A 26,974-nucleotide genomic window follows, 5' to 3' on the forward strand; every position below is an offset into this window, starting at 1 on the left:
AAGCGTATGTAAACAGATAACTATGTTGGTACGTTGTTTCTCAATTATGTATTTAGTCGCTTATGTGTATACAAGTTTATCGATGTTGATAAATACAGAAGAGCATATAAAATTGCATGGTTACATAAGTGCAGGTTTACAGACTTGGGTTTATACATATATAGTCATGATGATACAAACTTATTCGTATAGCTACCTAAAAATAGATACGCATATGTCAGTATATAAGTAGAGCAATACCTATTTAAATAGCCACATAACTTTCTGCAAAATTGCATGCGTATGAACAATAGTAGGTAAGCATCTATCTATGCAGTGATATAAGTAAATAATTAAATACATTCAAAAATGAAAACAGAACACAAAACAGTATTCATTGCTTTTTCGTCCCAAAAGGGAGGAGTTGGCAAAACCACCTTTACGGCACTTGCGGCCAGTACACTACATTATCGTCTTGGCTACAATGTAGCGGTATTCGATGCTGATTTTCCACAACATAGTTTAATGAAAATGAAGACTCGTGATTTGGCTATGGTGATGGAAAATGAGTTTTTAAAACGGGTGGCATTCAAACAATTTACGACTATTAACAAAAAAGCTTATCCGATCATTCAGCATAAAGCTGAAGGTGTATTGGAGGCTGCGCAGGATTTTTTAGAATCAACTTCCGTTCCGGTTGATTTTATCTTTTTTGACCTTCCGGGAACAGTAAATACTCCCGGTATTTTGAAAGCTCTGGCGGGGATGCACCATATTTTCACGCCTATTGTAGCAGATCGTGTAGTTATGGAAAGTACACTCATTTTTACACAGCTGATGAAGGATGTTATTATGAAAAAAGGAGAAACCTCCATTGAAACCATTAATCTGTTTTGGAATCAGGTAGATGGTCGTGAACGCTCGCCCTTGTACGATGTTTATAATAAACTTATTGATGAGTTGGGCTTAAGTCTAATGCAATGTCAGATTATGAACAGCACACGTTTCCGCAAGGAGAGTGAAGCCGGTGCCAAGACCGTTTTTCGGTCAACTTTAATGCCTCCCGATGAACGGTTGATGAATGCTTGCCGCTTAGATCAGTTTATGACGGAATTTTTAAGAATCGTTCAATTGTAATAGCATGGAAAAAGATAATAAGAAAAAAGCAATTCCTGAAATCAACGAAGAGTTAATGATGAATCTGATGGTAGATGGAGTAAAAAAGGAAGGATTGGAACTTCCGTTGGAAGAACCCAAAGCTCCGATAAAACCATTTCAGGAAAAGCCTTTAGCGAAGGAACGGAACAAAGGCAAAAAAGTAAATGATCAGGATTACGAAAGTATATTTTTCAAAAGGCCTGACACCAATGCCCGTGATGGTAAAACGGTATATATTCGACCGGATTTTCATGAGAAACTGTCCCGAATCGTGCAGGTAATAGGCGAAGATAAGATAACTATTTACGCCTACTTAGACAATCTTCTCGAATATCATTTTCAGGAATTTGGAGAGCAGATTACCATAAGTTTCAACAATAAATACAAACCTATTTTATAATTATGGAAACAGTAATCGTAATATGCCTGCTCATTATTATTGCGCTCTTGGTGCAGGATAAGATAATTATCAAGAAAAGGGCGGAGCAAAAACCAACTCAGGAAAAATCTAATCCGAACCTACCCGATATTATGGGACAGCCCAAACCAATGAGAAGCCTTTCAGTGCCAAAACGTGCCATTGAAAGCCAAAGTAAAAAGCAGAAAAAGGAAATGGATAATTTTGATATTGAAATCGACGCGGTAGATGTCGATATACAAATTCCGCAGGAAGAACTGGATGAAGTTTTTGGAAATATGCCTGATTTTAAGGAAGAGGAAGAAGAATGGAGCAGATATGGAATATCTGGTAGGAATGACGGTTTTGCCCAAGGGGTTACCTTTGAAGAACTAAGCTCTGCGGGGATGTTGCTGCAAAAAAACAAATTGGAGCCATCTCAAAAGGAAACAGTGGTTGCTATAGTTCAGAAAATACAAGGAACTGAATTATTCAGTCTATTGGAAAATTCCATAGAAAGTGCGTCCCGTAAAATAGCGGAGCTATTGGACAGTAGCCTTTCTTCTAATACGGATGCTGGTTCTTCCACTTTGCGGAAAAATGATTTGGAAGATTTTGATATTGGGGAGTTTGTCTGAAAAGACGACTTCCCTTTGTTCTTTAAAAATAGAATATTATGGAACGAGAATTACCGACAGTAAACATCGAAGGAACGGATTTTTTTGTAGATGTTATAAAAAATGAATTAAAGGAAAAAGGCAACCCTCAAAATAGGATGAGCATTAAAAATATGCTGTATGTTGGTGATGGTTACCGTTTTCAGTATGATATGACAATCAATAATTTTCTTCCTTTTGGAGCATCAATGGCTCTGGGCAATAACAACCATTCAAAGGAAATAAAAATCCCCAATCTTGTAGAGCTCGATCCTATAGGTATGGCAAAAAAGTACAATCTAACAATAGAAGAAATTTCGGGAAAGACAGATTTTGAATTGACGATAAAACCGGGAAGTCCGATTGATTTGCGATGGAACAAAAAAATATTGCCAACATTGGATATTGCTGGACACACCTTTTATGTTGATTTAGTGATGGACAAGCTTCGACCAAAAGATGACTTTAAGTCCAAAGGAATAGATTTATCTGAAATAAGGGAGTATTATGATCGTTATTACCAGGCATATATTATTCCTTATAATCCAAAAACGCGTGAATTTCAGGAAGTGGGTATTCGTACCATTACCGAACTGCCCAAGGAAATCATAGTGATAAAGTTTCCGCATCTTAGTGAATTGGATAATGTTGGCTGGAACATAAAATATGGTTTTGGGCCCGGACACCTAATAAAAGAAGATACTCTTCAATTACACTTTAAAGCCAGAACACTGCCATGGAAGGAAACGAACATTCCAGAAAATATTAAGTTAAACCTTGAAGAACAAAAACTGGAACAAAAAGAGAAAATAGAAGCCAAGAAATTATCAGATATATTCCCTGAACAAAAAAAGGGTAGAAAAATGTAAAATTTTCTATATAAAAGAAGCGTCAGGGCCAAAAGTTCTGGCATTTTTTATGCCCAAACATTAATCATAATGCCACTCACTACCAAGTAATTCCACAAACTGCCACTTTGTTATAGCTCTTCATTTTCCATGAGATATTTGTCTGGATAATCTGCATGGAGCAGGCTAATCATAACAATTTAAAATGTTAAAATCATGGAAAAACAAAGAAAAAAAATCCTGCTGGCAACAATGGCAATGCTGACAGGCTTCAGTGTGTTGGCACAGGGAGACGGTTCAGCTGGTATCACCGAAGCCACACAAATGGTTACGTCCTATTTCGATCCCGCCACGCAGCTCATCTACGCCATTGGAGCCGTGGTAGGTCTCATTGGAGGGGTTAAAGTGTATGGTAAGTTCAGTAGCGGAGATCCCGATACAAGCAAGACTGCAGCAAGTTGGTTTGGTGCGTGTATCTTCTTAATCGTAGCCGCTACCATTTTACGTTCATTCTTCCTTTAATCCCTTGCCTTATGAATTACAATATCAATAAAGGTATCGGAAGAACAGTAGAATTTAAGGGGTTGAAAGCACAATACTTGTTCATTTTCGCAGGCGGACTGCTTGGTACACTGATCCTTGTAATGATAATGTATATGGCTGGCGTAAACTCTTATATCTGCCTGTTGCTTGGAGCAGGCGGTGCTTCGCTGATTGTATGGCAGACCTTTTCATTGAACAAAAAGTATGGGGAACACGGGCTGATGAAAATTGGGGCAAGAAAAAGACACCCACGATACATCATCTGTCGGAAGCCGTTACACCGCTATTTAAAGTTCACTTCTAAATCGAATGCCTTATGAGAAATGTAGCCAAGACCACTACGCTGGAAAATAAGTTTCCATTACTGGCGGTAGAAAATAATTGTATTCTATCAAAGGATGCAGACATTACCGCCTGTTTTGAAGTGCGTTTGCCGGAACTGTTCACGGTGGCTTCTGCGGAATATGAAGCTATTCATTCAGCTTGGCACAAAGCCATAAAGACGTTGCCCGATTATACGGTTATCCATAAACAAGATTGGTATATCAAGGAAAACTATGCGCCCGACATTGCGGATGATGGTTTAAGTTTTTTGGGTAAATCTTACCAGCAGCATTTTAACGAACGTCCTTTTCTGAACCATTATTGTTACCTATTCCTGACCAAGACCACTAAGGAAAGAATGCGAATGCAGAGCAATTTTTCATCGCTTTGTAAAGGTACTCTTATACCAAAAGAAATCAGGGATAAGGAAGTAATCCATCGTTTTATGGAAGCTGTAGCACAATTTGAACGTATCGCAAATGACAGCGGATTTATCGGGCTGCGACGTTTAACGGAAGAAGACATAATTGGTACGGATGAAAAACAGGGACTACTGGAACAGTATCTAACACTGTCAAGGGAGGCCGCAACACCAATGCAGGACATTGCACTCGGATCAGAAGAAGTCCGTGTCGGCAACAAAAGATTGTGTCTGCACACCTTATCCGATACGGATGACCTGCCTTCGGCAGTATCAGCAGATACCCGTTACGAAAAACTATCTACCGACCGCAGCGACTGCCGTTTGTCGTTCGCTGCTCCAGTAGGCTTGCTACTAAATTGCAATCACATCTACAACCAATATCTGTTTTTGGATAACAGTGAAGACAACCTGCAAAAATTTGAGAAGTCCGCAAGGAATATGCACTCATTGGCTCGATACAGCCGTGCTAACCAAATCAATAAAGAATGGATAGAGCGTTACCTGAACGAAGCACACAGTTTTGGACTATCGTCCATCAGGGCACACTTCAACATCATGGCTTGGTCGGATGATCCTGGTGAGCTTAAACAGTTAAAGAATGATAGCGGTAGTGCTTTGGCACTGCTAGAATGCAAACCCCGTCATAATACCACCGATGTAGCTACGCTTTATTGGGCAGGAATGCCTGGGAATGCAGGTGATTTTCCAAGTGAGGAAAGTTTTTATACGTTCATTGAGCCGGCTTTGTGCTTCTTCACTGAAGAAACCAACTATCACAATTCACCATCGCCCTTCGGTATCAAAATGGCAGATCGTCTAACTGGAAAGCCCATCCATCTGGACATTTCTGACTTGCCGATGAAGCGTGGTATTATCACGAACCGGAACAAGTTTATATTGGGTCCTTCAGGAAGTGGTAAGTCTTTTTTTACCAACCACATGGTTCGGCAATACTATGAGCAAGGTGCACACGTCCTGCTTGTGGATACGGGTAACTCGTATCAGGGGTTGTGTGAACTTATCAAAGGAAAAACCAAAGGCGAAGACGGGGTATATTTCACTTACACAGAAGACAATCCCATTGCCTTCAATCCTTTCTATACCGATGATGGTGTTTTTGATATTGAAAAGCGAGAAAGCATCAAAACGCTGATAGTGACCTTATGGAAGCGTGATGACGAACCGCCGACCCGTTCCGAAGAAGTAGCATTATCCAATGCGGTAAGCGGCTACATTGAACGTATCAAACAAGATGAGGTATATCCTTCTTTCAATGGATTCTATGAATATGTTCAGGGCGATTACCGTAAGGTATTGGAAGAAAAACAGGTTCGGGAAAAAGACTTTGATATTGCCAACTTCCTGAACGTACTGGAACCTTATTACAAAGGAGGCGAATACGATTACCTGCTTAATTCCGATAAACAGTTAGATCTGCTTTCCAAACGCTTCATTGTGTTTGAAATTGATGCAATCAAAGACCACAAAATCCTCTTCCCAATCGTGACCATCATCATCATGGAGGTGTTCATTAACAAGATGAGAAGACTCAAAGGTATCCGCAAACTCATACTGATTGAAGAGGCTTGGAAAGCGATTGCCAAGGAAGGTATGGCAGAATATATAAAGTATCTCTTCAAAACGGTTAGGAAGTTTTTCGGTGAAGCTATTGTAGTAACACAGGAAGTCGATGACATCATCCAATCGCCCATTGTCAAGGAAAGTATCATCAATAACTCCGATTGTAAAATCCTGCTCGACCAGCGCAAGTACATGAACAAGTTTGATGACATACAGGCTATGCTTGGACTTACAGACAAGGAGAAGGGACAGGTACTTTCCATCAACATGAATAATGATCCGTCACGACTTTACAAGGAAGTGTGGATTGGTCTGGGGGGAACTCATTCAGCGGTATATGCCACAGAAGTTTCCGTTGAAGAATATCTCGCCTATACCACCGAGGAAACGGAAAAAATGGAAGTGATGCGGCTTGCTGCTGAACTGGATGGAAATGTAGAGCAGGCTATCAAGCGAATAGCCCTGCAAAGAAGAGAAAAGTAAAACAAATTATTAATCATTTTAAAATCAAAGAGTAATGAAAAAAATACTATTCATGGTGTTGACAGTACTAATGCTGGCTGTAGCACCGTCCGCAAAAGCCCAATGGGTGGTTACCGATCCTGCAAACCTGGCTTCAGGTATTCTTAACAGTGCCAATGAAATTGTACAGACTTCAAACACGGTATCCAATGTTGTCAAAAATTTCAAGGAAGTGGAAAAGGTATATAAGCAGGGCAAAGAATACTATGATAAGCTACAAGCTGTAAATAATCTAGTCAAAGATGCACGCAAGGTACAGCAAACAGTACTGCTGGTTGGTGATGTGTCAGAAATGTATGTGCAGAATTTTGGAAAAATGATGAACGATCCCAATTTTTCTGCCCAAGAATTAATAGCTATTGCCAATGGTTATGCAGCACTGCTTAACGAAAGTACCGAACTGCTGAAAGAACTCAAACAGATTGTAAGTTCTTCCAGCTTGTCGTTGAATGACAAAGAACGTATGGATATTATTGACCGTGTATACAAAGAAATTAAGGAATACCACAGCCTTGTACGCTATTACACGAACAAAAATATCTCAGTAAGTTTTGTTAGGGCAAAAAAGCAGAACAATAGCAAAAGAGTACTTGAACTCTACGGAACCGCTAACCAAAAATACTGGTAAGCTATGGAATTTGATAATCTTCACGAGGTTCTGCGCTCCTTGTATGATGAGATGCTTCCACTGTCCGCCGATATGGCGGCAGTGGCTAAAGGAGTGGCAGGCTTGGGATCCTTATTCTATATAGCTATTAAGGTGTGGCAGGCACTAAGCCGGGCAGAGCCGATAGATGTGTATCCTTTACTACGTCCTTTTGCTTTGGGTCTTTGCATCATGTTTTTCCCTACTATGGTACTTGGAACAATCAATGCAATCCTTAGCCCGATAGTGCAAGGGACGCATACCATCCTCGAAAATCAGGTGCTTGACCTGAACGACCTACAGACAAAAAAAGATCTGTTGGAACGGGAAGCTATGCTTCGAAATCCTGAAAATGCCTATTTGATATCAAACGAAGAGTTCGATAAAAAACTGGAAGAATTGGGCTGGTCGCCATCGGATCTGGCCACGATGTCGGGGATGTATATGGAAAGAGGGATGTATAGCATTGAGCAGTCAGTAAAAAACTGGTTCAGGGAATTGCTGGAAATTCTATTTCAAGCAGCTGCTTTGGTGATTGACACCATACGTACTTTCTTTCTGATTGTGTTGTCCATTCTCGGACCAATTGCCTTTGCCATATCGGTCTGGGATGGTTTTCAATCCACACTTACGCAGTGGCTTACCCGATATGTCAGCGTGTATTTATGGTTGCCAGTAGCCGATCTCTTCAGCTCTATGCTTGCCAAGATACAATCCCTGATTATAGAAAGGGATATCGAAATGCTTGCTGACCCGACTTTCATTCCCGATACCTCAAATACCGTGTATGTAATTTTTATGATCATTGGCATTGTGGGATATTTTACCATTCCTACAGTGACAGGCTGGATCATTCAGGCTGGGGGAGCGGGAAATTTTACCCGTAACGTGAATCAAGCCGCAATGAAAGCTGGAAATATTGCTGGAGCTGGAGCTGGATCGGCAGCAGGAAATATCGGCGGTCAGCTACTCAAATAATGTAAAAACGATTAATCAGTAAAAAAAAATGGAATTTAAAACGCTAAGAAATATCGAAAACAGTTTTCGCCAAATCAGGTTGTATGCCCTTGTATTTGCCGTTCTCTGCATCAGTGTTTCAGGATTTGCCGTATGGAAATCCTACCGCTTTGCAGAAGAACAACGCCAAAAAATCTATGTGCTGGACAATGGGAAATCACTAATGCTGGCTCTTGCACAGGATGCATCCATCAACCGTCCGGTCGAAGGGAAGGAACACGTAAGACGCTTTCATGAATTGTTCTTTACGCTGGCTCCCGATAAGAATGCTATTGAAAGTAATATGAGACGGGCGTTTAATCTTGCCGATAAAAGTGCCTTTGATTATTACAAAGACCTTTCTGAAAAGGGATATTACAACCGTATTATATCAGGTAACGTACAGCAACGTATCGAAGTGGACAGTGTAGTCTGCAATTTCGACAGGTATCCCTATGCGGTACGTACTTATGCGAAACAGTTCATCATTCGTTCCAGCAATGTGACCAAACGTAATCTGGTTACTTCCTGCTATCTAGTCAATTCCGTGCGCTCGGACAATAACCCGCAGGGCTTCAATATAGAAAAATTTTCGGTGGTCGAAAACAAGGACATTGAAGTTATCGAACGCTAAAAATAATCGTATGGAAACATTTTCAGATTTAAACACTTTCGCTATAACCCTTATCGAAAAAGGATATAGCGGTTATTTCCACACTCAGGGCGCGTATCCCGGAAAGCTAAAAGACAGTATCTGTGAATACCTCGATAGTTGCCAAAAGGATGCCGAGAATTTGCCTAAACAGGAATTATTGCTGACAAGCTATCTGCAATGGTCGGGAGAAGATAAGCCTCGTGTAGAATGCAATATGTGGGTAAAATACCTGAATGGCAAATTCTCTCTCAACAGAATGGAGGTAGCAAAAAAAGATGGCTTCGGACAACTGATGAAAAAATCAACTTTGACAGACCTTTCTATACTATCGGTACCCAAAGCAATTGCTTCAATCGCTTTGGTTAGTGAAGAGCCGAAGCAAGAGGCAGAAAAAAGGCCAAAGCGTTTCAAGCTATAACAAAAAGAAATTAGAAGACTATGAAAAAAATAAGAACAACTATGGACAGGTACTTTGACAAGCTGGATGAACGTTGGCGGGTATTGCCAATACAAAAACAGCATCAATGTATGCTGTACTTCTTTGTGGGCTATCTGCTGCTTACTGCGGGGGTCATTGGCAAAGTATGGTATGAAACTTCAAAGTCCCGTAACGATATAGGCATTGAGCATATCGAGAACCCCATCCACAAAAAAAATGAAAGTCCTGCACTCTTGCAGGATACATTATCAACAATTTTAAAAAATAAGATTTATGAAAGAAAATGAGAACAAAAAAACAGTTGTTCGGGTAACTGAAGGTACCCCAGCAGTAACCGATGATGTATGGCAAGACAGTACTAGGAACAAAGTCAAAAAGCTTAAAAAACCGCTTATATTCGGTTTGATGGGTATTGTGTTCCTCGGCTGTATGTACCTGATTTTTAAGCCGTCTTCAGAGAAAAAAGAAATCGATAAAATCGGATTGAACGATGTCGTACCTCAGGCTACGGGTGCAGGAATGCCTGACGATAAGGGTAAGGCATACGAGGAGGAAATACTGGAACGTAAGAATCAGGAAAAACGGAACGATCTCACATCTCTTTCTGATTACTGGAATGAAGACGGAAAAGGAGAGACGGGAGAGGAGCTGCCTGAAGAGGAAGAAAGCTACAGTAATGCCAACGGATCTGGAAAAAACAGTAATCCAGCTTTGAACAGTTACCGCAACGTGCAAAGTACATTGGGCTCTTTTTATAAGGACGATAATTCTGAAACGAAGGAACTCCGTAAGCAATTGGAAGAATTAAAGGAAAAACTAGCTGAGAAAGATGTTCCAGCCAGAGTAACAGTAGATGACCAATTGGCATTAATGGAGAAATCCTATCAGATGGCCGCAAAATATCTTCCTTCAGGCACAAGTACGGGAGAAGCTGCATCTACCAATGGAGTTGTTTCTAAGTCTTCTTCCTCTACTCAAAAAGAGCAGTTTGTGGCATTCACAACTACAAGAAAGAACACCGTATCCGCCTTGTATCGTGAGCCTGGCGATAGTGTCTTTTTAGCTGATTGGAGTCAAAACAAGAACAGTCATTTTTATACTGCTGGCACTTTAGAGCAAGTGGTACAACCAAAGAACAGCATCAAAGCTTGTGTACAGGAAACACAGACCATTATCGGTGAAACCGGAGTACGATTGCGGTTACTGGAACCTGCCCAAACGCCTAATCGTACCATTCCCAAAGGAACAATTTTAACTGCTAATGCTAAACTTGAGGGAGGACGTTTACAGATGAAGGTTACTTCCATAGAACTGGACGGAAACATCATTCTGGTTGATATTACGATTTATGATCTGGACGGTCAGCAGGGTTTGTACGTGCCGTATTCGCCCGAAATGAATGCCCTTACTGAAATGGCAGGTAATATGAGTCAGCAATCAGGGACTAGCCTTATGCTTACCCAATCAGCAGGACAACAAGTTGCCGCTGATTTGAGTCGAGGTGTTGTACAGGGCATCTCGGGCTATTTCTCCAAAAAAGTAAAGACACCGAAAGTTACCTTAAAGGCAGGTCATCAACTGTTTCTTGTCTCCAAAAAATAATGTAAAACATAAATAGAATTAAACAATGAAAAATCATTTTAAAACCTTTTGGGCATTTGCACTTATTATTGGCTTTGCCGTATCGTCCTTTGCACAGGATAGTGCAAAAACACCTCTTGCTTTGGGCAAGATAGAACCGTACTGTTTGGAAGTTACCTATGACAAGACTTCACATCTGATTTTCCCAACCGCTATCCGCTATGTGGATCTGGGCAGTGAATACCTGATTGCAGGAAAAGCTGAAGATGCAGAAAATGTACTTCGTGTAAAAGCATCGGTAAAAGAGTTTGGGACCGAAACCAATTTTTCCGTCATTACTAATGACGGTCGTTTTTACAGCTTCAATGTACATTACAGCTCATCCCCAGAGTCATTGAGTTATGACCTGCAATCAATGCAAAAGGCAGTGGATAAAGCGGGCGGAAACGATGTGCTTTTTGAAGAGTTGGGTAACAACTCCCCATCTCTGGCTGGTTTGTTATTGGAAACCATTTACAAAAACGATAAGCGCATTGTAAAGCATATCGGGGCGAAAAGTTTCGGCATACAGTTTATTCTGAAAGGAATTTACATCCACAACGGTAAATATTATTTTCATACGGAACTCGCAAACCGTACCAATGTTCCTTTCCAGATTGATTTTATCAATTTCAAGGTGGTGGACAAAAAGATCGCCAAGCGTACCGTGGTACAGGAAAGACCAATGATACCACTGCGTACATACAAGCCACTGGGTGAAATTGGCGGTAAAACAACAGAGCAAAATGTGTTTTTGTTGGACCAGTTTACTATTGCCGATGATAAGGTGTTACTGATTGAGATTTTCGAGAAGAACGGTGGCAGGAATCAAATGTTTCAGGTAGAAAATTCCGATTTGATTAAGTCTCGTTTGATTACCGATATGCATTTGAAGTTTTAATAATCCATTAAATCTAATAGCAGAAAAATGAAAAAGTATATCTATACGTTGATGTTCGTTTTAATGGGCATCACGGCTAACCAGGCACAACGAATGCTGCCTAAACAGAAAGGACTGGAAGTAAACGCAGGAACCTTATCTGATGACCATTCCAGCAGGAACTACTACCTTAATATCGGTATGACTATAAACGGTAAAAATAGCAATTACCAGCTTTGGGCTTTGGAATATACGCAGCAGTATGATGAGTATAAAGACTTCCGCTTACCTCAGGAAACCTACACAGCCGAAGGCGGTTACAGTTTGTTCCTGCTGGGTGATTCCTGTAAGAACATCACCTTGAATGCAGCCATAACCGGTGTACTGGGTTATGAAGTTATTAACCGTGGAGAAGCTTTATTGTATGACGGAGCAAAAATACTGACTGAAGACAATTTTATCTATGGTGCGGGTGGGCGGCTGTCTTTTGAAACATACCTGTCCGACCATTTTGTACTGATTCTTCAAGCGCGTACAAAAGTTTTGTGGGGTACGGATCTGGAACAGTTCCGGCCTTCAGCGGGTCTGGGATTGAGGATTAATTTTTAAAATATAACAATGATAACATTAAATAGATTCAGAATAGGATTACTGCCAATGTATGTATTGCTGGCAATTCTGATAAGCTCCGTTACATCCTGCAGCAGAAACGAACTTGAAATACAAAATGATCTCACATTTGAGATAAAGATGATGCCCGTACCTAAAGAAATTGCTATTGGCAATACCGTGGAGATTAGACTGACGATACAGCCAACTGGCAATTATAGCAACACACAGTATTTTATTCGGTACTTCCAATTTGACGGTCAAGGAACTTTGAAGTATTACGATGCACCACCTTATCTGCCCAACGATTTATACCAATTGCCTACGAAGCAATTCAGATTGTACTATACTTCACATTCCACCGTTTCCCAATCCTTTGACGTATGGATTTCGGACAATTTTGGAAACGAAAAGCAGTTGAGCTTTGAGTTTAACAGCAGTAATTAGCATTCAGGTATAGGTGTTTATGTTTTAGATATAAAATTCGTATGTAATAACAGCCCGAAGATGTTCTTCGGGTTGTTTTATTTGCTATAAGCTCATTGTATAACTGAATAAACATTATTATATTGGTGCTAATTTGTAGCATACAACTACTATTTTTACTAATGAGACTTTAACAACATTCTTATGAAAAATGTTATAGAACGTACCAATAGATTTTATATTGAAATGTCCAGAAAAGTACTTTCTGAGAAAGAATATGATGTATTGCAGAAGCTCTTGATCGAAAAAAAGACGCTTCAGGAAGTGGCAGACATTTATGGGGTCACGGGTGAAAGCGTTCGCCAAATTTACGAGAAAACATATAAAAAAGTAAAGAGCGTAACACAGTTACTTGCTGAAATTGATAACTATAAACACAAATTGGAGCAATTAAAATACGAGTTTAAATGCGAGACTCAACAAATTAAAAAAGGTGAGACTCAACAAATTAATAAAAGAAAAAATAAAATCGAAACTGACCTGCAAAAAAAGCTTTATGAAAGCCATTTTCCTTTTAGTAAGAGAATGAATAGTATGTTGGAGGTTTTAGATATTCACACCATAGGTCAGCTTTGCGAGATACCTTTGACAGATTTTCATCGTTTCAAGGGATTCCAAAAACAGTGTAAAAAAGAACTAATCGCATTTATAGAGTTTGAAAATATTGAACATCTTTTTGAAGGATTTTCTGTGTGGAAAACACAGCCAATAGAGTAATGGTAGAAAATCCAGTTATAATATTGCGGTCTTCTTTTGCTTCTTTTCTTTGACCGCTTCTGTGAAAAGAAAAGAAGTTCCGTAAAACAACGAAAGGGATAATGAATATCCCTTAGAAATAAGATTGCAACCTGTTTGATAAAATGCGAAGAAAAGAAGGATGCGGGGGTGCATTTTGGCAAAGTGGTTGCACCGATTAGACGCAAAAAGATTTTCCCGACCATAGGAGGGAGTGTCTTTTTGCGCCCGATTATGGCTATAAGGCGACTTTTATGGGATGGGTATTGAAATCCTTCAGATTGTGAAAAAATCCCCTGTACGGTGTCATACCATATCGAAACAAGCTCCATAAAAGCGAACAGCCCATTTGGGTTAAAGAGGAATTGATAAACAAATCCTGTTTCTCCAATGCTTCCGCTAGACTACAGCTCGGTGTGCCATCATCTTGTTCAGACTGCTTTAATAATTCTCCAAATTCTTCCGTAATCATTGGCAGGCTTGCCACCGTTTCGTATTTCTCCGAATTGGGTTGATGAATGTTTCCTATGGTAGACAGCAACACTTGTCCTGTATGCTGGCTATTGCCAAAATCCAGCCAATATTTCGGTTCGTCCCTGTGATGTCTGTGGTTGCCTATTTCTTTCAGTATTTCGGCAACTCCAAACCTCGCCTGTACATTGTCCACGCAGGTAATGTATAGAGTTGCCTGTGCATTTTCGGGTAATCTGCCTAAATTGTCCTTTTCAAACTTTGCGGTTTCGGCTTTCCAATTTGTTCCTGAAAAGCGGTTTGCACGGTTGATGAGGGCAACGGACTTGTACAGGCCTGTTTCACTTTCTGCAAACCGTTGTCTTCCTAAATTGGCATTAGTCACAATATCATCATCCCACAAACGAACACGTAACCCTGCGTGTCCCAATTCGATTAAGCTATGGTTCATTTCCATTAAGGCGGTCAAAACCTTTGAGCCTGTGCCACCTGCACCGATTAGGTTTAGGGTAATGGGATTGGTTGGACTTATCAGATAATTGTCTGTAAAATGTACTTTTAGTTTCTCGGTATTCATCACAAAAGATTTTTAAGGGTTTTGTTGTTGTTTTTCAATACATCTATAGGAAAGGCTTCGTTTGTTTCAATCAGTGTTTTCCAAAGGCTTACGCAATTCCCTTTTATGGGATTTTGTTTTCCTAATAAATGGCTGAAATAGCTGTTAAAAAAGTAGTTTTCCCAAGCACTTATAAATTCCTCAACGGAAGCTGAATTTTTAATGTCTATGCTTACAGTTCCCATGCATACTTTGCCGTCTTCATAAATGTTGAAGAAAGGAGCAAAATACAATGGTGTATTTTCTTTTGGTCTTCTGTCATTAGCAAGAGCAAATACAGCAAGGCTGTTTTTACTGGCATGCCAAAGCATTGGTGGTACATACGCTTTGCCGTTGGGTATGCCCAAACCATTCACAAAATACAATTGCTGTTCCTGTGCTTTGGTGTGCCAAAGTACCGTGCCTTTTTCACTCGGATTGATATGCAGTATTTTGGTCGGCAAAATTCCTTTTGGTTTTAAAAAGGCTTTGTCCTTTTCTTTGTCGGTGTGTAAAGCCTTTGCCAATACTTTAGCTTCATTTACGGTCAATGGGTGGGCATTGACAGGATTTCCGTTTTTATCCATATCAAAATGCTCCACATATATATCGGCATTCGTTCCTTTGGTTTGGTAAAAAACCAATGCGGATTTTGGGTGGTAAAGTGTTCCGAAATTCTCGGTTATGTCGTTTGCATTGTTCATTTTCTTGTCGTTTTATAGTCATATAGTAGTGTGCAGAGTTCGTCCAAAAGGGAAAACAGGCAGTTCTCAAAATCAAGATTGGTTTGTTTAATGTTGCTTCCGTCAAAGTGTTTGCAAATGGTCGGTTCTTCCATTGCTCCATACTCGTTAAACTCATTGTTAATACTGTCGGCAAGCCTCTCATACAGCCAACCTGTGGTATCTGCTATAAAGGAGATGTACTTTTCCATTCCAACGGTTTCGGAGTCGTTTTCATCATTAAAGGGGTCTTCTTCGGGTCTTGGAGCGTTTCGGAAAATGCTCTCGTGTGGATATCGCGTATAGAGAACAAAGGCATTATAAGCCACTTTTTGACATTCCAAGTCGAATGTGTCACGGGTTTTGAAGTGGTTTAAACGCTGTTCAAAAACTTGTAAATTGATACGGTTGAACAGTTTTTGTTCTATTCGTTCGCCTATCCATTCGGCTTTTACAATCTCTGCAATACAGCTGTCCGTCTCCTCGGTATAATCATCCTGTTCGACCCAATCGTTCATCATTTCGTACATCCAATACAGATAGCTGTTTTCCTGTCTATAATAGGGTATATCGGCAATATGGTACAGATAACTGCAAACCGAAACAAGCAATTGAGCCGTTTTTTTGCGCTTTGGGTCATTGAGCATTTGAAAGAGTGGAACAATTGGAATATAGTACAGAGTTGTACCTGTACCGTATCGTTCCTCGCTTGTAAAAAATGTTTTCTTACTATCCTGTACCAAACGTAAATTATCCCAATTCGCATTGATTTGTTTTAACTTGTTTTCAGCATCCCACATAGCCAAAGCCATATTGTACGGATAGCCATAATCTTTCGTTTGTAACGGTTCAATGTCATAATGTTCTGCAAGTTGGGAAAGGGACTTGTAAAAATCCCTTTCCATTTTTGCTGTTTTCTGACAAGCTTGTACGGATTGAACTGTTTTAAGTTTTGGCAGAAACGCACACTTTAGAAAACCATTGGTAGCATTGCTATCGGTACGGATTTCTGTTTGTCTTTCTGTACTTCGTTTGTGTCTTTGGCTCTCTGCATCCATTGTGCGAACTCTCCTAATTGTCGGTGCAGTTGCCGTTGTATTTTTTGTTCGGGTATGCTGATAGTTCCCGATAGGATATTGCGTTGCATAGTTCATCGTTTTTGATTTTTGGTTTAACCTTTTGTTCCCATTACGCTTTCCAATTTGTATTCTATCCTATCATCACGGATAATAGGGGCAGATACTTTTGCCGTGGTTAGTATGGGATACGTATTGGCGTAAAAATTCAATACCGCTTCCACACTCCAACGTGGTTCGGGGTCGGTCAGTCTAATGTCCTGTCCTTTATCTTTAAGTATAAATACTCGTTCTAACTGTGTTGCTAATAACATAACTCTTGGATTTTGGATTAAACATTAGGTTGCTCTGTTGAAAACAAACCTGTTGAAGAAAACTTGTCTGATAGTTCCGATTTGCGTTTGCGTATCTCATCCGCCTTTTCGGGATAGTCGGTAATTTCGGGTACTTTCATCCACGCTTCACGGAATTTGCCTTCTTTTTCCAATTCGTCTGCCTTTGCCATGCCGTCTATAAACTTCTTGTCTTTGGCTTCCTGTTCTTTTTTCTCTTTGTCGTTTTTTTCTTTTTCCATTGCCGATTGCTTTTTAGCTTCTTCTAATTGCTTCATAAAGGCTTCCATATTTACCATTAAACCTGAAGCGGTTTGCAAAGGCGTTGCTATCTGCTGAAAAAATCCCTCATCCAATTCATCTGCTGTTCCTCTTAAATTAAGCGGTGGTATCAGTTGTTTTGCGTTATCTCCGCAATGTTTGTTTTGGAGAATAACCGATACAATAAGGTTGTTTTCTGCTCCCTTAGCTATGGTTAGATGTAAATCTCCTTGTATGTCCATTTGTGCTATCTGATTGAAAAAATTTGTGTTCATCGTTCTAAAATTTAATTGTCCATTTTATTTAATGTCTTTACATCATAAAGTTTTTTAAAGGCTACCACCATTTAAGACGGTAGCCTATGGGGATTTAATTAAGGTTTAAGATTTCCGCTCCGTCTGTTGCAAAAGAGGTACATAGTTCAAAAGCCTTTTGGGACTTTAGCTGTGCTGTTCCACCCATTACAATACTCTGTAACTTGGCTTCATTATCTTTGTAACTGCGTACATTCTGATAGTATCCTGTTACGGCGTTGTACGCTCCAAACAAAGTGCCTTTGGTTGTTTCCATCTGCTGTGTATCACTAACCATAGCATAGGTAAAAGCATCTTCTACTGTGTTTTTGAACAAGGTGGAAACTTCATCTTCCGCACCTTTTTTCAATAAATCAAATGTTTCCTTATTTGGACAAAGCGCTAATTGGATTAGTTTTTTTACCTCTTGGTCAGTGACCTTTACTTTAGCCCATTGGTTGAATATGCCCTCTAATTGGTTGCTCAGTGTATTTGCTAATCCCATAACTTTATGAGCATCATCCAAACGCTGTTTTGCTCCCGAAGTATGTTTGATGCGTACTACGTTACTCATCGAGCGAAGCGAGGCGTTAAGGGTGTTTTGGCATACGATACGGATAGGTGTAAACGCTGCGGTAATGCTTCCGCTGCCATCGTGCGAAGTAGTCAAAAAAATGTACTTTTCGGTAACATCGTTGCCATTGCCTACTCGGATATAGTCGGGCAGTTTTGCCGTAATAAAAATGCGCTCCCCGTTGCCTAATGCTCCTGCGGTTTCATATAATATGCCTTCGTCACCGCCTACAATGGCATCGAAGAAATTGAACGCTTCACGGTTTTGTACAATGTGGTAATCCTTGCCGACTACTCCCAATACCGCATTGTTATCGGTGCGTATGTTGGCGAAATAGTTAGGTACTTCCAATTCGCTGTTGCCTATCTCTATGCCGTTAGCCGTTTCGATAATGCCTGAGCTTTTTGTAAATAGGGGGCTTTTAGCTACTTCATAGTCTAACCCTGCATGTTTTATCGCTTCTCCGCTTGTTGGGTATTGCTCGACAATCTGTCCCAATCCGTGCCATGCTTTTTCTTTTACGCTAAAGAATGAATAACGTCCTGTTGTGCTGTTGAAATTGATATTATGTGCCATGATAAAATGATTTAAAAAGTTTAAATATTATTTAGATACTCGTTGTTAAAATGGGAGGTCGTCCTTTGTATCGTCATTGTTGTTTACTGTAGGAGCTTGTACCGCATCTGCTTTTTTGCCTCCCCCGTGCAGTTTGATTTGCGAGGTGTTGAAATTCAGTCCTGCGTGCGGTTGTCCGTCACTGCCTGTCCACGCTCTTGCGCTCACTTTGCCTGTAAGTTCTACCACCGTACCTTTTGTGAGTATCTGCGCTACTTTTGGACTAAGCCAGTAGGCGCAGTCGAAATACGTTGTCTGCTCCATGCGTTCGCCCGCTTTGTTTTTGTAGCTGTCATTGATGGCTACCGAAAAGTTTACTACTGTTTTGCTGTTCGACACGTTGCGTACCTGCGCATCCGCTGTCACTCTTCCTGTGATGTTCATAATTTCTACGATTTTTAGTGATTAATTTTTTTTGAAATTTTATTCGGCAATGAGAGGAGGTGCTGTTTTGTTTCATCAAATCCATTTTTAATATTTTACTTTTCATTGCTGACATTTTTTTTATTCGTCTAAAGAGCCGGAGTATGCTATGTTTCGTTTCGGGAGCATAAAAAGGTTAGTGTTTAGCAATAGCAAGGTTTTGATAAAAAATACAACCCGGATGGGTGGAGATTTTTTATCAAACCTGAAGGGCCTGGCCTTGCTATTGCGTTAAGAACACGGAGTTACCTTTGCTGCTGAAATGAGACAAAAGCATACTGGTTATTGAATTTAAAAATGAAGGGGAAGTAATGAAGAGGTTGGGAAATGGTTTTAATGATCAGAAAATTTCATCAATATGACCAAAGCTCTAAATCGATGTTTAGATTTTTTTTAAAACTGCTGCTGATAGAGTTATTAATTAATAATATTATTAGATGTAGTTACAGCACAAATAGCTGCTGTTGCTACTGCTGATAGAGGTATTGGTTATATATTAGATATAGCTGTAATACAAAAAGTTGATGCTGATGTTGTTAATATAGCTAAATAATTATACATTTGTTCACTAATGTTAAGTGTTCACGTTTTCGTGAACATGAATATAAAGTGAACAAGATGAACGAGCAGTACATTATACAGAACGCAATACATAGTCTTCATAAAGATGAGATACGGGCTGAATGGAGAGAAGCAGCTAATGATGGTTTCATTAATGGAAAGCTGACGCTTCATATGAAGCATCATCCAGCTGTTGTATTAAATGTAGAAGTTAAAAAAGAACTACGTGGAATGCATCTTACTATTATAGAGGATAAGGCACGTAATGAAGCACCATTTATGATAGTTGCTGATCATATATTTCCTAAGGTTAAGCAGGAGTTAAAGGAAAAGCAAATCAATTACTTGGAGGCAAGCGGAAACATGTTCCTGCTAATGGATGGTCTTTACATTAATATTGACGGCAGGAAAAATGAGGTTACTGCAACTACAGGCGGCAACCGTGCTTTTACAAAGACTGGGTTGCAGGTTATATTCCAGTTTCTAATTGAAGAAGAATGGGTAAATCGGCCATATCGTGAAATAGCGCAACGCACCGGTACAGGCTTGGGTAATATCAATAATATATTCAATGGGCTGGCACAGGACGGTTTTCTATTACAGCTGACAAAGAATGAGCAGAAGTTGGAAAATAAAAAGCAACTGTTGGAAAAATGGATTTTGGAATATGAGAAACGCCTTAAGCCAACGTTAAATATTGGTACATTCAGGTTTCTGAAGGAAGAAGATTTTTACAATTGGAAAGGAATCCCTCTTAAAAACCAAAAAACATATTGGGGCGGAGAACCTGCCGGGGCAATTTATACAAATTACCTGCGTCCGGAAGAGTTGACAATTTATACCGCAGAAGATTGGAATGATTTGATCAGGAACTATAGATTGGTTCCGGACAAGCAAGGAAACGTCAAGGTATTTAAGAAATTCTGGAAACATGATGAAGTAAACGAAAATGCAGTGCACCCACTTTTGGCATATGCCGATTTAATGAATAAGGGAGATAGAAGATGTACAGAAACAGCACAAAAAATATACGATGAGTACCTACAAGATAAGTTTTAAGCAATTAAGGCAGGAAGCAAAACTTTCAGAAATGCTTACGGCATTGGAGAGGGGTTTAAAAAAGTTTAGTATAGATTTCTATCTCGTTGGGGCAGTGGCACGCGATGTTTGGATGTCCGCAATAAATGACATTCCGCCAAGCCGTATTACGGGAGATATAGATTTTGCTGTTTTCATCAATGATAAAGGAACCTATGAAGAATTAAAAAAATATCTGATAGAGGCTGAAGGATTCCATCCATACAAAGGCAATGCATTTGTACTGGTGTGGAAAAGTTACATTCAAGTTGATTTACTGCCTTTTGGGGAGATAGAAGGCAAAGGATCTCATGTAACGGTCGAAGGCACTGGTCTTACAGATGTTAGTGTTCCAGGTTTTAAGGAGATATATGATGCTGGACTTCCGGAAGCAGAACTGGAAGGAAAGCACCACTTTAAATTCTGCACGCTACCAGGAATAGTATTGTTAAAGTTGATGGCATATGAGGACCGACCTGAAATCCGAAGGGACGATATCAAAGACATCAGTAAGATTTTAAAGCACTTTTTTGATATGTATGATGAAGAGATTTATGCAAATCATCTGGATTTATTTGGCCAGGGTCAAGAACTTGATATGCTTGCTGCACGCGTTATGGGTCGGGATATGGCAAAAATAGCAAGACTGAATGAAGAGTTGTTTACCAGAATCGCAGCTCTGCTGGATAAGAATACGGTAAGCCCAGCCAGTAGTGAAATAGCAAAAATTATGGCCGAATTTTTCGAAAATACGGTTCAGGCTAGCATGGATATGCTGATTGAGATTAAGGTCGGATTTATGGAGTAGGATTAATATTGTATCATAATATAATGAATTCGGAATTTAAAACAAAGGATAGAAACTCTTACTTTAAAACAGAGGCAGCATATAATTGAAAATCTGTCACAATGCTTTATTATATATTTGTATATCTTAGCATTACACTAAATATAATATCTATGGAAGAGTATCTTAAAAAATTCCGTGATCGCTTACGTATTATGATTATTCTTTATACTTTTTGTGATCCAGTGGAGGATAAAACATCAGGAAAATATGGCGTATTTCGCAGTGAGATAAAAATACAGGCGTTAGATTTTCTTCTTCGCTATCCTGATTTCCTTTCAATGGAATTAATGGACTTATTAGATAATAATAGATCAAATGATAAGGAAAGGATTGGGAAAATAATTGAAGCTATTTATTTAGATAATGAACCCGAAATGCGGGTGGAAGAAATGGAAAAATTTTTTCATGGAGCATATGAAAGTATTGATGATGTGATAGCATATCTTGTCAGCGTTGGCTTAATCACACATGAAAGTAAAAAAAGAACTGATGGAAAGACATATGATAAAATATACTATATAACTTTTGAGGGCTCCAATAAAATTATCCAATTTCTCAATGATATTTCAGCAGTAGAATGGTATTATGATCGTTGTATGTTGATAAAGGAATATTTTGGGAGCTTTTCAGGGACAGAGTTAAAATCCAGGCAATATAGATACGGGGAGTATAGTAATATCTCTTACCGCAGCCATATTCAGAATATTAATAGCAAGGTGAAACTAGCATATTTTCAAAGATTTAATAAATCATTATAATGGACGAAAGACAGATTAATTATAAAGATTTTCTCAAGTACGTTCACGAGCACTTTGCAGAGAATATCACCTTAGAAGAAGTGGAAGAAATCCTTCATTTAGAAGATGATTACAATAAAGATAGTCCAAATTCATTAGGAAAATCGCTGGTAATTGATAGGTTACTGTTCACGGGGCAAAAGAAAACAGGTGAGAGCTTTATATTCGATCAGCCAGTTTACCATGGTATTAATGTTTGGATTGCTGATAACCACAAAGGAAAATCCACTATTTTTAAAATAATAAAATTTGCTCTAACCGGAGCAGATAGTATTAAGAAAGATATCAAACCCTGGATTACTGAAATACTCCTTCAATTTACTATTGGTAAAATAACCTATACGTGCTATGTTAATCGGACAGGAAGGGACAGGGGTGGTGTCTATAGATTTTCAATTGATAAGTTCATTGAGTTACGGGAAAATCAAAAGCTTGATGATGCACAAAAAGAGGTAGAGTTTGAATTTAATAACCGAATTCAATTCGAAGAGAAGATACAGGACTTTTTTTTCGAACAATTTTCATTTTATACCCTAAAATACACCCAAAAAAATAGCGCCAAGGACTCTTTTGAAATGAATACTTCTAGTCTTAGCTGGGCCACATACTTTAAATCTATAGAGGTCATCATTTAGTTTCATATCTTTAGAGTCAACAAAAAAGGGTTATTTATGAATATTTTTAAAGGTCAAAACCTCATAGAGTTCGCTGAACGCTTTAAAACAGATGAAGATTGTAAAGAATATTTGTCGATTTTGAAATGGGAAGAGGGATATATTTGTAGAAAATGTGGTCATAAGAAAAGCCAAGTTCGCAAGGATTTTTCACGCACCTGTAATATTTGTAGCGATACGGAATCTAGTACAGCCAACACCTTATTTCACAAAGTAAAATTTGGTTTAAGAAAGGCATTTTTCATTTGTTTTGAAATGTCAACTACAACAAAAAGTCTTTCTGCTATGCAGATGAGTGTGCGTTATGGAGTTCAGGAAAATACCGCAAGATTATTTATGCATAAGGTAAGAGAAGCGATGAAATCAAGCGAAAATAATCCCATTGACGGCATTGTGCATGTAGATGAATTTGTAGTTGGAGGGCATGAGGAATCCAAACAAGGAAGAAGCTACGATAGTAAAAAGAAAAAGTCTGTTTGTGCAGTAGAATTAACTAATGATGGAAAAGTAAAACGCTTTTATGCTTTGAAAATAAAAGACTTTTCGGCAAAATCATTAAGTGGAATATTCGACAAGCATATCAGCAAGAAAGCTAAAATAACCACAGACAATTGGAAAGGATATAGACCAATTTCTAAAGATTATAATATTACACAAATCCCAAGCCAATCAGGAGCAAACTTTAAAGCTTTGCATACTATGATTCATCAAATCAAAACTTGGATAAGAACCACATACTCATGGGTAAGTGAAGGAAATATTGAACGTTATTTTAATGAGTTCTCATACAGGATTAACCGTTCTCAAAATAAAAACACAATTTTCAATAACCTAATAAAAAGAATGGTGAAATCTGAAAATATTACACACAAACAAATTCTATGTAATTAAATATTGACCTCTATAAATTAATTTGGCAAAATGCAGGTATTGAGTTAGCTGAAGCAACTAAAATAGTTTTCATTGGTTATTCTTTACCTCAAGCAGATTTTGAAATGCGACAATTGCTTTCTAGGATGATTCGGGAAGATGCTGAAATAGAAGTTGTGACAAAAGGTCCAGAAAGCAAACAATCTACTAAAGATTTAAAAGAAAGGTATAATGTGTTTTTTGGAAAAAGAAAACCTGAATTCTTTTTTGATGGTGTTACCCATTATATTAACAATAATCTTATATAATAATGATAGTATTAAAAAACAAGAAGAAAACTATTGAAATTGAATTTGATAAGTTAGGAAACATTATTTCTACTAATATTAATGGTGAGAAAATCGTAGTAGGAGATAAAAAACTTGATTTATCTAATGGGAAAAAAATATCATTGCTAGACTATGTTGAAAAAGAGAAAAGAGATTTTTACACAAATCTTCTTCAAAGTCAATATAGCGAAATAGAAAATATAGTTATTCTTTCTGGTGCAGGTTCTTCTGTAGATATTGGAAAAACCAATAAAGGTTTAACAATGGCAAAAATGTGGACTGAATTTGAGTCCACAAAGAAACCAATATTAGACAAATTAATTAAAGAAGCCAAATACACATCTAGTTCAAAAGATTTAGAATTATTGCTAACTGAAGCTAGGATTCACAATAGTGTAAATAAAAATCTTGATAAAGAAATTTTAGAAGTTAAAAATTTCATTGTTGAGAAATGCACTCTTGAATTACCTGATAATTCTCCACATGAGAAATTCTTAAATAGAATTACATTAAGGCCACAGAAATACCCTAGATCAAAACTGTTTACCTTAAACTATGACACTTTATTTGAACAAGCTGCTAGTGAAAGTAAATTTACTGTTATTGATGGTTTTACATTTTCAAATCCACGAGAATTTAATGGAAAGTATTTCGATTATGATATAATAGAAACCCGCCATAACAGACAAGATAAAAAGGATAGTACAATATCAAAATTATTTTATCTTTTCAAAATGCATGGTTCTTTGAGTTGGCAAAAAAAAGATAAGCAAATAATACAAGCTGATAGTAAATCGATACCTATAAATGATAGAGTGATGATTTTTCCTCAAGACAGTAAATACGAGCATTCTTATGAGCAACCTTACTTTGAAATGATGGCCCGTTTTCAACAAACTTTAAGAACTGAAAACACATTATTAATAACAATAGGTTTCAGTTTTGTAGATAAACACATTTCATCTGTAATTTTAGAATCTTTGAAACAAAATCCATCATTAAACCTTATGTCTTTTAGTTACCCAGAAGTAATTTCACAAGATAATGAATATCAAAAAGAACTTCATAAAGCAACGGAACAAAGTAGAATTACACTAGTAGCTGAAACATTTGAAAAATTAGCAGATGAATATCCTGAAAACAATTCACATAAAAGAACTGATATTCTTGAAGAGTTAGGTAAAATTCTAAATAAAAAATAAATGAACCCATACTCAGAAAGTAGATTTATAGGCTTTGTTACGATGGTTTCTCCTCTACTAACAAAAGTGCATTTTCCATCATCAGTTTTATTAAAAAAATTCTTTAATGCTGATAAAGGTTATCATGCAATCACAGGAAAATATATAATTATTGAAGGAACTGGATGTGGTTTTTTGGGTAAAATCACTGAGATTTCCTTACCTGAAAAGGAAAGAATGGATTTAACCGAGGCGAAATTTGAAAAAGAGGCTTTCCATCCAACCGGTAAAGTGGAAATTTTGCTTTGTTTCGATAATTATAACTTAAAAGCGAAAAAAGGATTAGAGCAATTACCACCTGTAAGTGCTAAAATTTATTTGTGTTCAGATGACTTTTTGGGATCATTACTAACAGAGTTTGGAGTTAAAGATGGTGCTAAGACAAAAACAATTCCTTTAGCTAGTTTACCGGACAACGAAAACCATAAAATTGATGTTTCATCACAGGCATTGTTCGGCAGACATTGTGCAGTAGTTGGAACAACCGGAGGAGGAAAAAGCTGGACAGTTGCTAAATTAATTGAGGAGGTTGTTGCCAACAATGGTAAAGCTATATTGATTGACGCTACTGGTGAATATGAAACTTTAAATTCTTATTCTCAAATAAAATATTTAAAATTTAATTCAACTTCCACTGATAGTGTTTATTTCAATTATAAAGATTTGAGGGAAACAGATTTGTATGCCTTATTTAGACCAACTGGTCAAGCTCAATTACCAAAACTACAGGAAGCAATGAGAAGTTTGCGTCTCATTGAATTAGTATCTAGAAAGACATCCAAAACGGTTAACGATAATTTTATTATTGAAAAGGCCAATAACTATTGGAAGGTACATACCACCCATGATTTAACACTTATAAATAAAATTTCGCAACCAAGAAACCCAATAATTAAAGCAATTAAAGACAATATCGAGGTATTCAATAACGATTGCCAGTTTGATATCAATGCTTTACCATACCAAATATTTAATGAATGTGTTAGGGATTTTGGTAGTGATAATAACAACTATGGTGGTGATGACCAAACAGGAAAGGGTTTTTGCCAATCATTAGTTTCAAGAATTCAAGTTACAATCACAAATGATGCATTTAAAACTGTTTTTGGATTTGATAACAAATCAAAATCCAAAAATGAATTTAATGATGTAGTCAATAACTTTTTAGATGTCAATTCTAAAGAAAATGTTTTGATACTTTCTGTAGCGGATGTCTCTACAGAAAACAAATTAAAAGAAATATTAGTTAATTCAATTGGTCGATATTTATTAGAAAAAGCACTTTCTGAAAACTTTAAAGCAGTTGGTAAAAAAAGTCTCTTACTGTTTTTAGATGAAGCGCATTTATTTTTAAACAAGAAAATAAAAGACGAATACTCAATTGAAGTTGAGCTAGATTCTTTTGATAGAATTGCAAAAGAGTGCAGGAAGTTTGGCTTATTCTTAGTTATTTCAACACAAATGCCTAGAGATATTCCTAGAGGAGTTTTAAGTCAAATGGGAACATTTATTGTCCATCGATTAATTAATCAACAAGATAGAGAAGCAATTGAATTTGCTTGTTCAGATGCTAATAAAAGTGCTTTATCATTTTTACCAATTTTAAGTTCTGGTGAAGCCATGCTCACAGGTGTAGATTTTCCCATGCCAATGATTTTAAAAATCACAGAGCCAAATGTAAAACCTGATTCTAATACTCCAAGTGTTTTTTAATT

Annotated in this window: 32 protein-coding genes; 25 read left to right on the plus strand and 7 right to left on the minus strand. The window is 37.9% G+C overall.

Annotated features, from left to right (window positions below):
• Window positions 1-348 precede the first annotated feature (348 nt).
• The 17 genes from ABEG11_RS05450 to ABEG11_RS05530 all read left to right on the plus strand — a co-directional run bounded on the left by ABEG11_RS05450 (window position 349) and on the right by ABEG11_RS05530 (window position 13,480).
• Complete coding sequence (locus ABEG11_RS05450) at window positions 349-1,116, plus strand: ParA family protein (protein WP_315254591.1); 768 nt, start codon at window positions 349-351, stop codon at window positions 1,114-1,116.
• A gap of 4 nt (window positions 1,117-1,120) precedes the next feature.
• Window positions 1,121-1,537: a DUF3408 domain-containing protein gene (locus tag ABEG11_RS05455; protein WP_348823182.1), complete on the plus strand. Its 417-nt coding sequence runs from the start codon at window positions 1,121-1,123 to the stop codon at window positions 1,535-1,537.
• A 2-nt stretch (window positions 1,538-1,539) separates the two neighbouring features.
• Entirely contained in the window at window positions 1,540-2,172 is a 633-nt protein-coding gene (locus ABEG11_RS05460; RefSeq protein ID WP_348823183.1) for a conjugal transfer protein TraD, read from the plus strand.
• Between the two features lie 38 nt (window positions 2,173-2,210).
• Window positions 2,211-3,059 carry a hypothetical protein gene (locus ABEG11_RS05465; protein WP_348823184.1) on the plus strand — a complete coding sequence of 283 codons (849 nt, stop codon included), beginning with the start codon at window positions 2,211-2,213 and terminating at the stop codon, window positions 3,057-3,059.
• A 195-nt stretch (window positions 3,060-3,254) separates the two neighbouring features.
• Window positions 3,255-3,560 carry a DUF4134 domain-containing protein gene (locus ABEG11_RS05470; RefSeq protein WP_024981713.1) on the plus strand — a complete coding sequence of 102 codons (306 nt, stop codon included), beginning with the start codon at window positions 3,255-3,257 and terminating at the stop codon, window positions 3,558-3,560.
• A gap of 11 nt (window positions 3,561-3,571) precedes the next feature.
• Entirely contained in the window at window positions 3,572-3,901 is a 330-nt protein-coding gene (locus ABEG11_RS05475; protein ID WP_100844417.1) for a DUF4133 domain-containing protein, read from the plus strand.
• On the plus strand, window positions 3,898-6,393 hold the full coding sequence (locus tag ABEG11_RS05480) for a TraG family conjugative transposon ATPase (RefSeq protein WP_348823185.1): 2,496 nt from the start codon (window positions 3,898-3,900) through the stop codon (window positions 6,391-6,393). The genes ABEG11_RS05475 and ABEG11_RS05480 overlap by 4 nt, the downstream gene beginning before the upstream one ends.
• Window positions 6,394-6,427: 34 nt before the next feature.
• Window positions 6,428-7,060: a DUF4141 domain-containing protein gene (locus ABEG11_RS05485; RefSeq protein WP_116798010.1), complete on the plus strand. Its 633-nt coding sequence runs from the start codon at window positions 6,428-6,430 to the stop codon at window positions 7,058-7,060.
• Between the two features lie 3 nt (window positions 7,061-7,063).
• Window positions 7,064-8,056 (plus strand): conjugative transposon protein TraJ, encoded by a 993-nt coding sequence (gene traJ, locus ABEG11_RS05490; RefSeq protein ID WP_348823186.1) that lies wholly within the window; start codon window positions 7,064-7,066, stop codon window positions 8,054-8,056.
• 28 nt (window positions 8,057-8,084) lie between these two features.
• The gene (gene traK / locus ABEG11_RS05495) at window positions 8,085-8,708 is read left to right on the plus strand and encodes a conjugative transposon protein TraK (RefSeq protein WP_348823187.1); all 624 of its coding nucleotides are present in this window, start codon (window positions 8,085-8,087) and stop codon (window positions 8,706-8,708) included.
• A gap of 10 nt (window positions 8,709-8,718) precedes the next feature.
• The gene (locus ABEG11_RS05500) at window positions 8,719-9,147 is read left to right on the plus strand and encodes a hypothetical protein (RefSeq protein ID WP_348823188.1); all 429 of its coding nucleotides are present in this window, start codon (window positions 8,719-8,721) and stop codon (window positions 9,145-9,147) included.
• Between the two features lie 41 nt (window positions 9,148-9,188).
• The gene (locus tag ABEG11_RS05505; protein WP_435302830.1) at window positions 9,189-9,455 is read left to right on the plus strand and encodes a nitrogen regulatory IIA protein; all 267 of its coding nucleotides are present in this window, start codon (window positions 9,189-9,191) and stop codon (window positions 9,453-9,455) included.
• On the plus strand, window positions 9,442-10,770 hold the full coding sequence (traM, locus tag ABEG11_RS05510) for a conjugative transposon protein TraM (RefSeq protein WP_348823190.1): 1,329 nt from the start codon (window positions 9,442-9,444) through the stop codon (window positions 10,768-10,770). Before ABEG11_RS05505 ends, traM begins: the two co-directional genes overlap by 14 nt.
• Window positions 10,771-10,795: 25 nt before the next feature.
• On the plus strand, window positions 10,796-11,689 hold the full coding sequence (gene traN / locus ABEG11_RS05515; protein ID WP_348823191.1) for a conjugative transposon protein TraN: 894 nt from the start codon (window positions 10,796-10,798) through the stop codon (window positions 11,687-11,689).
• Window positions 11,690-11,716: 27 nt separating this feature from the next.
• Complete coding sequence (locus ABEG11_RS05520) at window positions 11,717-12,277, plus strand: conjugal transfer protein TraO (protein WP_348823192.1); 561 nt, start codon at window positions 11,717-11,719, stop codon at window positions 12,275-12,277.
• Window positions 12,278-12,286: 9 nt separating this feature from the next.
• Window positions 12,287-12,724 (plus strand): DUF3872 domain-containing protein, encoded by a 438-nt coding sequence (locus ABEG11_RS05525; protein ID WP_348823193.1) that lies wholly within the window; start codon window positions 12,287-12,289, stop codon window positions 12,722-12,724.
• 183 nt (window positions 12,725-12,907) lie between these two features.
• A complete protein-coding gene (locus ABEG11_RS05530) occupies window positions 12,908-13,480 on the plus strand; it encodes a sigma factor-like helix-turn-helix DNA-binding protein (protein ID WP_348823194.1) in 573 nt (190 codons plus the stop codon).
• Window positions 13,481-13,736: 256 nt separating this feature from the next.
• On the opposite strand, the gene ABEG11_RS05535 is transcribed toward ABEG11_RS05530, so the two are convergent.
• The 7 genes from ABEG11_RS05535 to ABEG11_RS05565 form a co-directional block, all read right to left on the minus strand.
• Window positions 13,737-14,546 carry a PRTRC system ThiF family protein gene (locus ABEG11_RS05535; protein ID WP_348823195.1) on the minus strand — a complete coding sequence of 270 codons (810 nt, stop codon included), beginning with the start codon at window positions 14,544-14,546 and terminating at the stop codon, window positions 13,737-13,739.
• On the minus strand, window positions 14,546-15,268 hold the full coding sequence (locus tag ABEG11_RS05540; protein WP_348823196.1) for a PRTRC system protein B: 723 nt from the start codon (window positions 15,266-15,268) through the stop codon (window positions 14,546-14,548). Before ABEG11_RS05540 ends, ABEG11_RS05535 begins: the two co-directional genes overlap by 1 nt.
• A complete protein-coding gene (locus ABEG11_RS05545; protein WP_348823197.1) occupies window positions 15,265-16,440 on the minus strand; it encodes a hypothetical protein in 1,176 nt (391 codons plus the stop codon). Before ABEG11_RS05545 ends, ABEG11_RS05540 begins: the two co-directional genes overlap by 4 nt.
• A 17-nt stretch (window positions 16,441-16,457) precedes the next feature.
• Window positions 16,458-16,676 (minus strand): PRTRC system protein C, encoded by a 219-nt coding sequence (locus ABEG11_RS05550; RefSeq protein WP_099715392.1) that lies wholly within the window; start codon window positions 16,674-16,676, stop codon window positions 16,458-16,460.
• 17 nt (window positions 16,677-16,693) lie between these two features.
• Entirely contained in the window at window positions 16,694-17,230 is a 537-nt protein-coding gene (locus ABEG11_RS05555; RefSeq protein WP_348823198.1) for a PRTRC system protein E, read from the minus strand.
• 94 nt (window positions 17,231-17,324) lie between these two features.
• Entirely contained in the window at window positions 17,325-18,398 is a 1,074-nt protein-coding gene (locus tag ABEG11_RS05560; RefSeq protein ID WP_348823199.1) for a DUF932 domain-containing protein, read from the minus strand.
• Window positions 18,399-18,443: 45 nt separating this feature from the next.
• On the minus strand, window positions 18,444-18,821 hold the full coding sequence (locus ABEG11_RS05565; RefSeq protein ID WP_348823200.1) for a single-stranded DNA-binding protein: 378 nt from the start codon (window positions 18,819-18,821) through the stop codon (window positions 18,444-18,446).
• A gap of 657 nt (window positions 18,822-19,478) precedes the next feature.
• On the opposite strand from ABEG11_RS05565, the gene ABEG11_RS05570 reads away from it, so the two are divergent.
• The 8 genes from ABEG11_RS05570 (at window position 19,479) to ABEG11_RS05605 (ending at window position 26,972) form a co-directional block, all read left to right on the plus strand.
• A complete protein-coding gene (locus ABEG11_RS05570) occupies window positions 19,479-20,480 on the plus strand; it encodes a type IV toxin-antitoxin system AbiEi family antitoxin (RefSeq protein WP_348823201.1) in 1,002 nt (333 codons plus the stop codon).
• On the plus strand, window positions 20,455-21,306 hold the full coding sequence (locus ABEG11_RS05575) for a hypothetical protein (protein ID WP_348823202.1): 852 nt from the start codon (window positions 20,455-20,457) through the stop codon (window positions 21,304-21,306). Before ABEG11_RS05570 ends, ABEG11_RS05575 begins: the two co-directional genes overlap by 26 nt.
• A gap of 152 nt (window positions 21,307-21,458) precedes the next feature.
• Complete coding sequence (locus ABEG11_RS05580; RefSeq protein ID WP_348823203.1) at window positions 21,459-22,106, plus strand: hypothetical protein; 648 nt, start codon at window positions 21,459-21,461, stop codon at window positions 22,104-22,106.
• The gene (locus ABEG11_RS05585) at window positions 22,106-22,780 is read left to right on the plus strand and encodes an AAA family ATPase (protein ID WP_348823204.1); all 675 of its coding nucleotides are present in this window, start codon (window positions 22,106-22,108) and stop codon (window positions 22,778-22,780) included. Before ABEG11_RS05580 ends, ABEG11_RS05585 begins: the two co-directional genes overlap by 1 nt.
• Before the next feature lie 36 nt (window positions 22,781-22,816).
• Window positions 22,817-23,710, plus strand: a complete 894-nt coding sequence (locus tag ABEG11_RS05590; RefSeq protein ID WP_348823205.1) for an IS1595 family transposase — start codon at window positions 22,817-22,819, stop codon at window positions 23,708-23,710.
• A 104-nt stretch (window positions 23,711-23,814) separates the two neighbouring features.
• On the plus strand, window positions 23,815-23,997 hold the full coding sequence (locus ABEG11_RS05595; protein ID WP_348823206.1) for a hypothetical protein: 183 nt from the start codon (window positions 23,815-23,817) through the stop codon (window positions 23,995-23,997).
• 2 nt (window positions 23,998-23,999) lie between these two features.
• Window positions 24,000-25,220 carry an SIR2 family protein gene (locus ABEG11_RS05600; RefSeq protein ID WP_348823207.1) on the plus strand — a complete coding sequence of 407 codons (1,221 nt, stop codon included), beginning with the start codon at window positions 24,000-24,002 and terminating at the stop codon, window positions 25,218-25,220.
• Window positions 25,221-26,972 carry an ATP-binding protein gene (locus tag ABEG11_RS05605; RefSeq protein ID WP_348823208.1) on the plus strand — a complete coding sequence of 584 codons (1,752 nt, stop codon included), beginning with the start codon at window positions 25,221-25,223 and terminating at the stop codon, window positions 26,970-26,972. It abuts the gene before it with no gap.
• Window positions 26,973-26,974 lie beyond the last annotated feature (2 nt).

Origin of the sequence: Flavobacterium aestuarii, from assembly GCF_040049115.1 — a bacterium.
GTDB classification, from domain to species: Bacteria; Bacteroidota; Bacteroidia; order Flavobacteriales; family Flavobacteriaceae; genus Flavobacterium; species Flavobacterium aestuarii.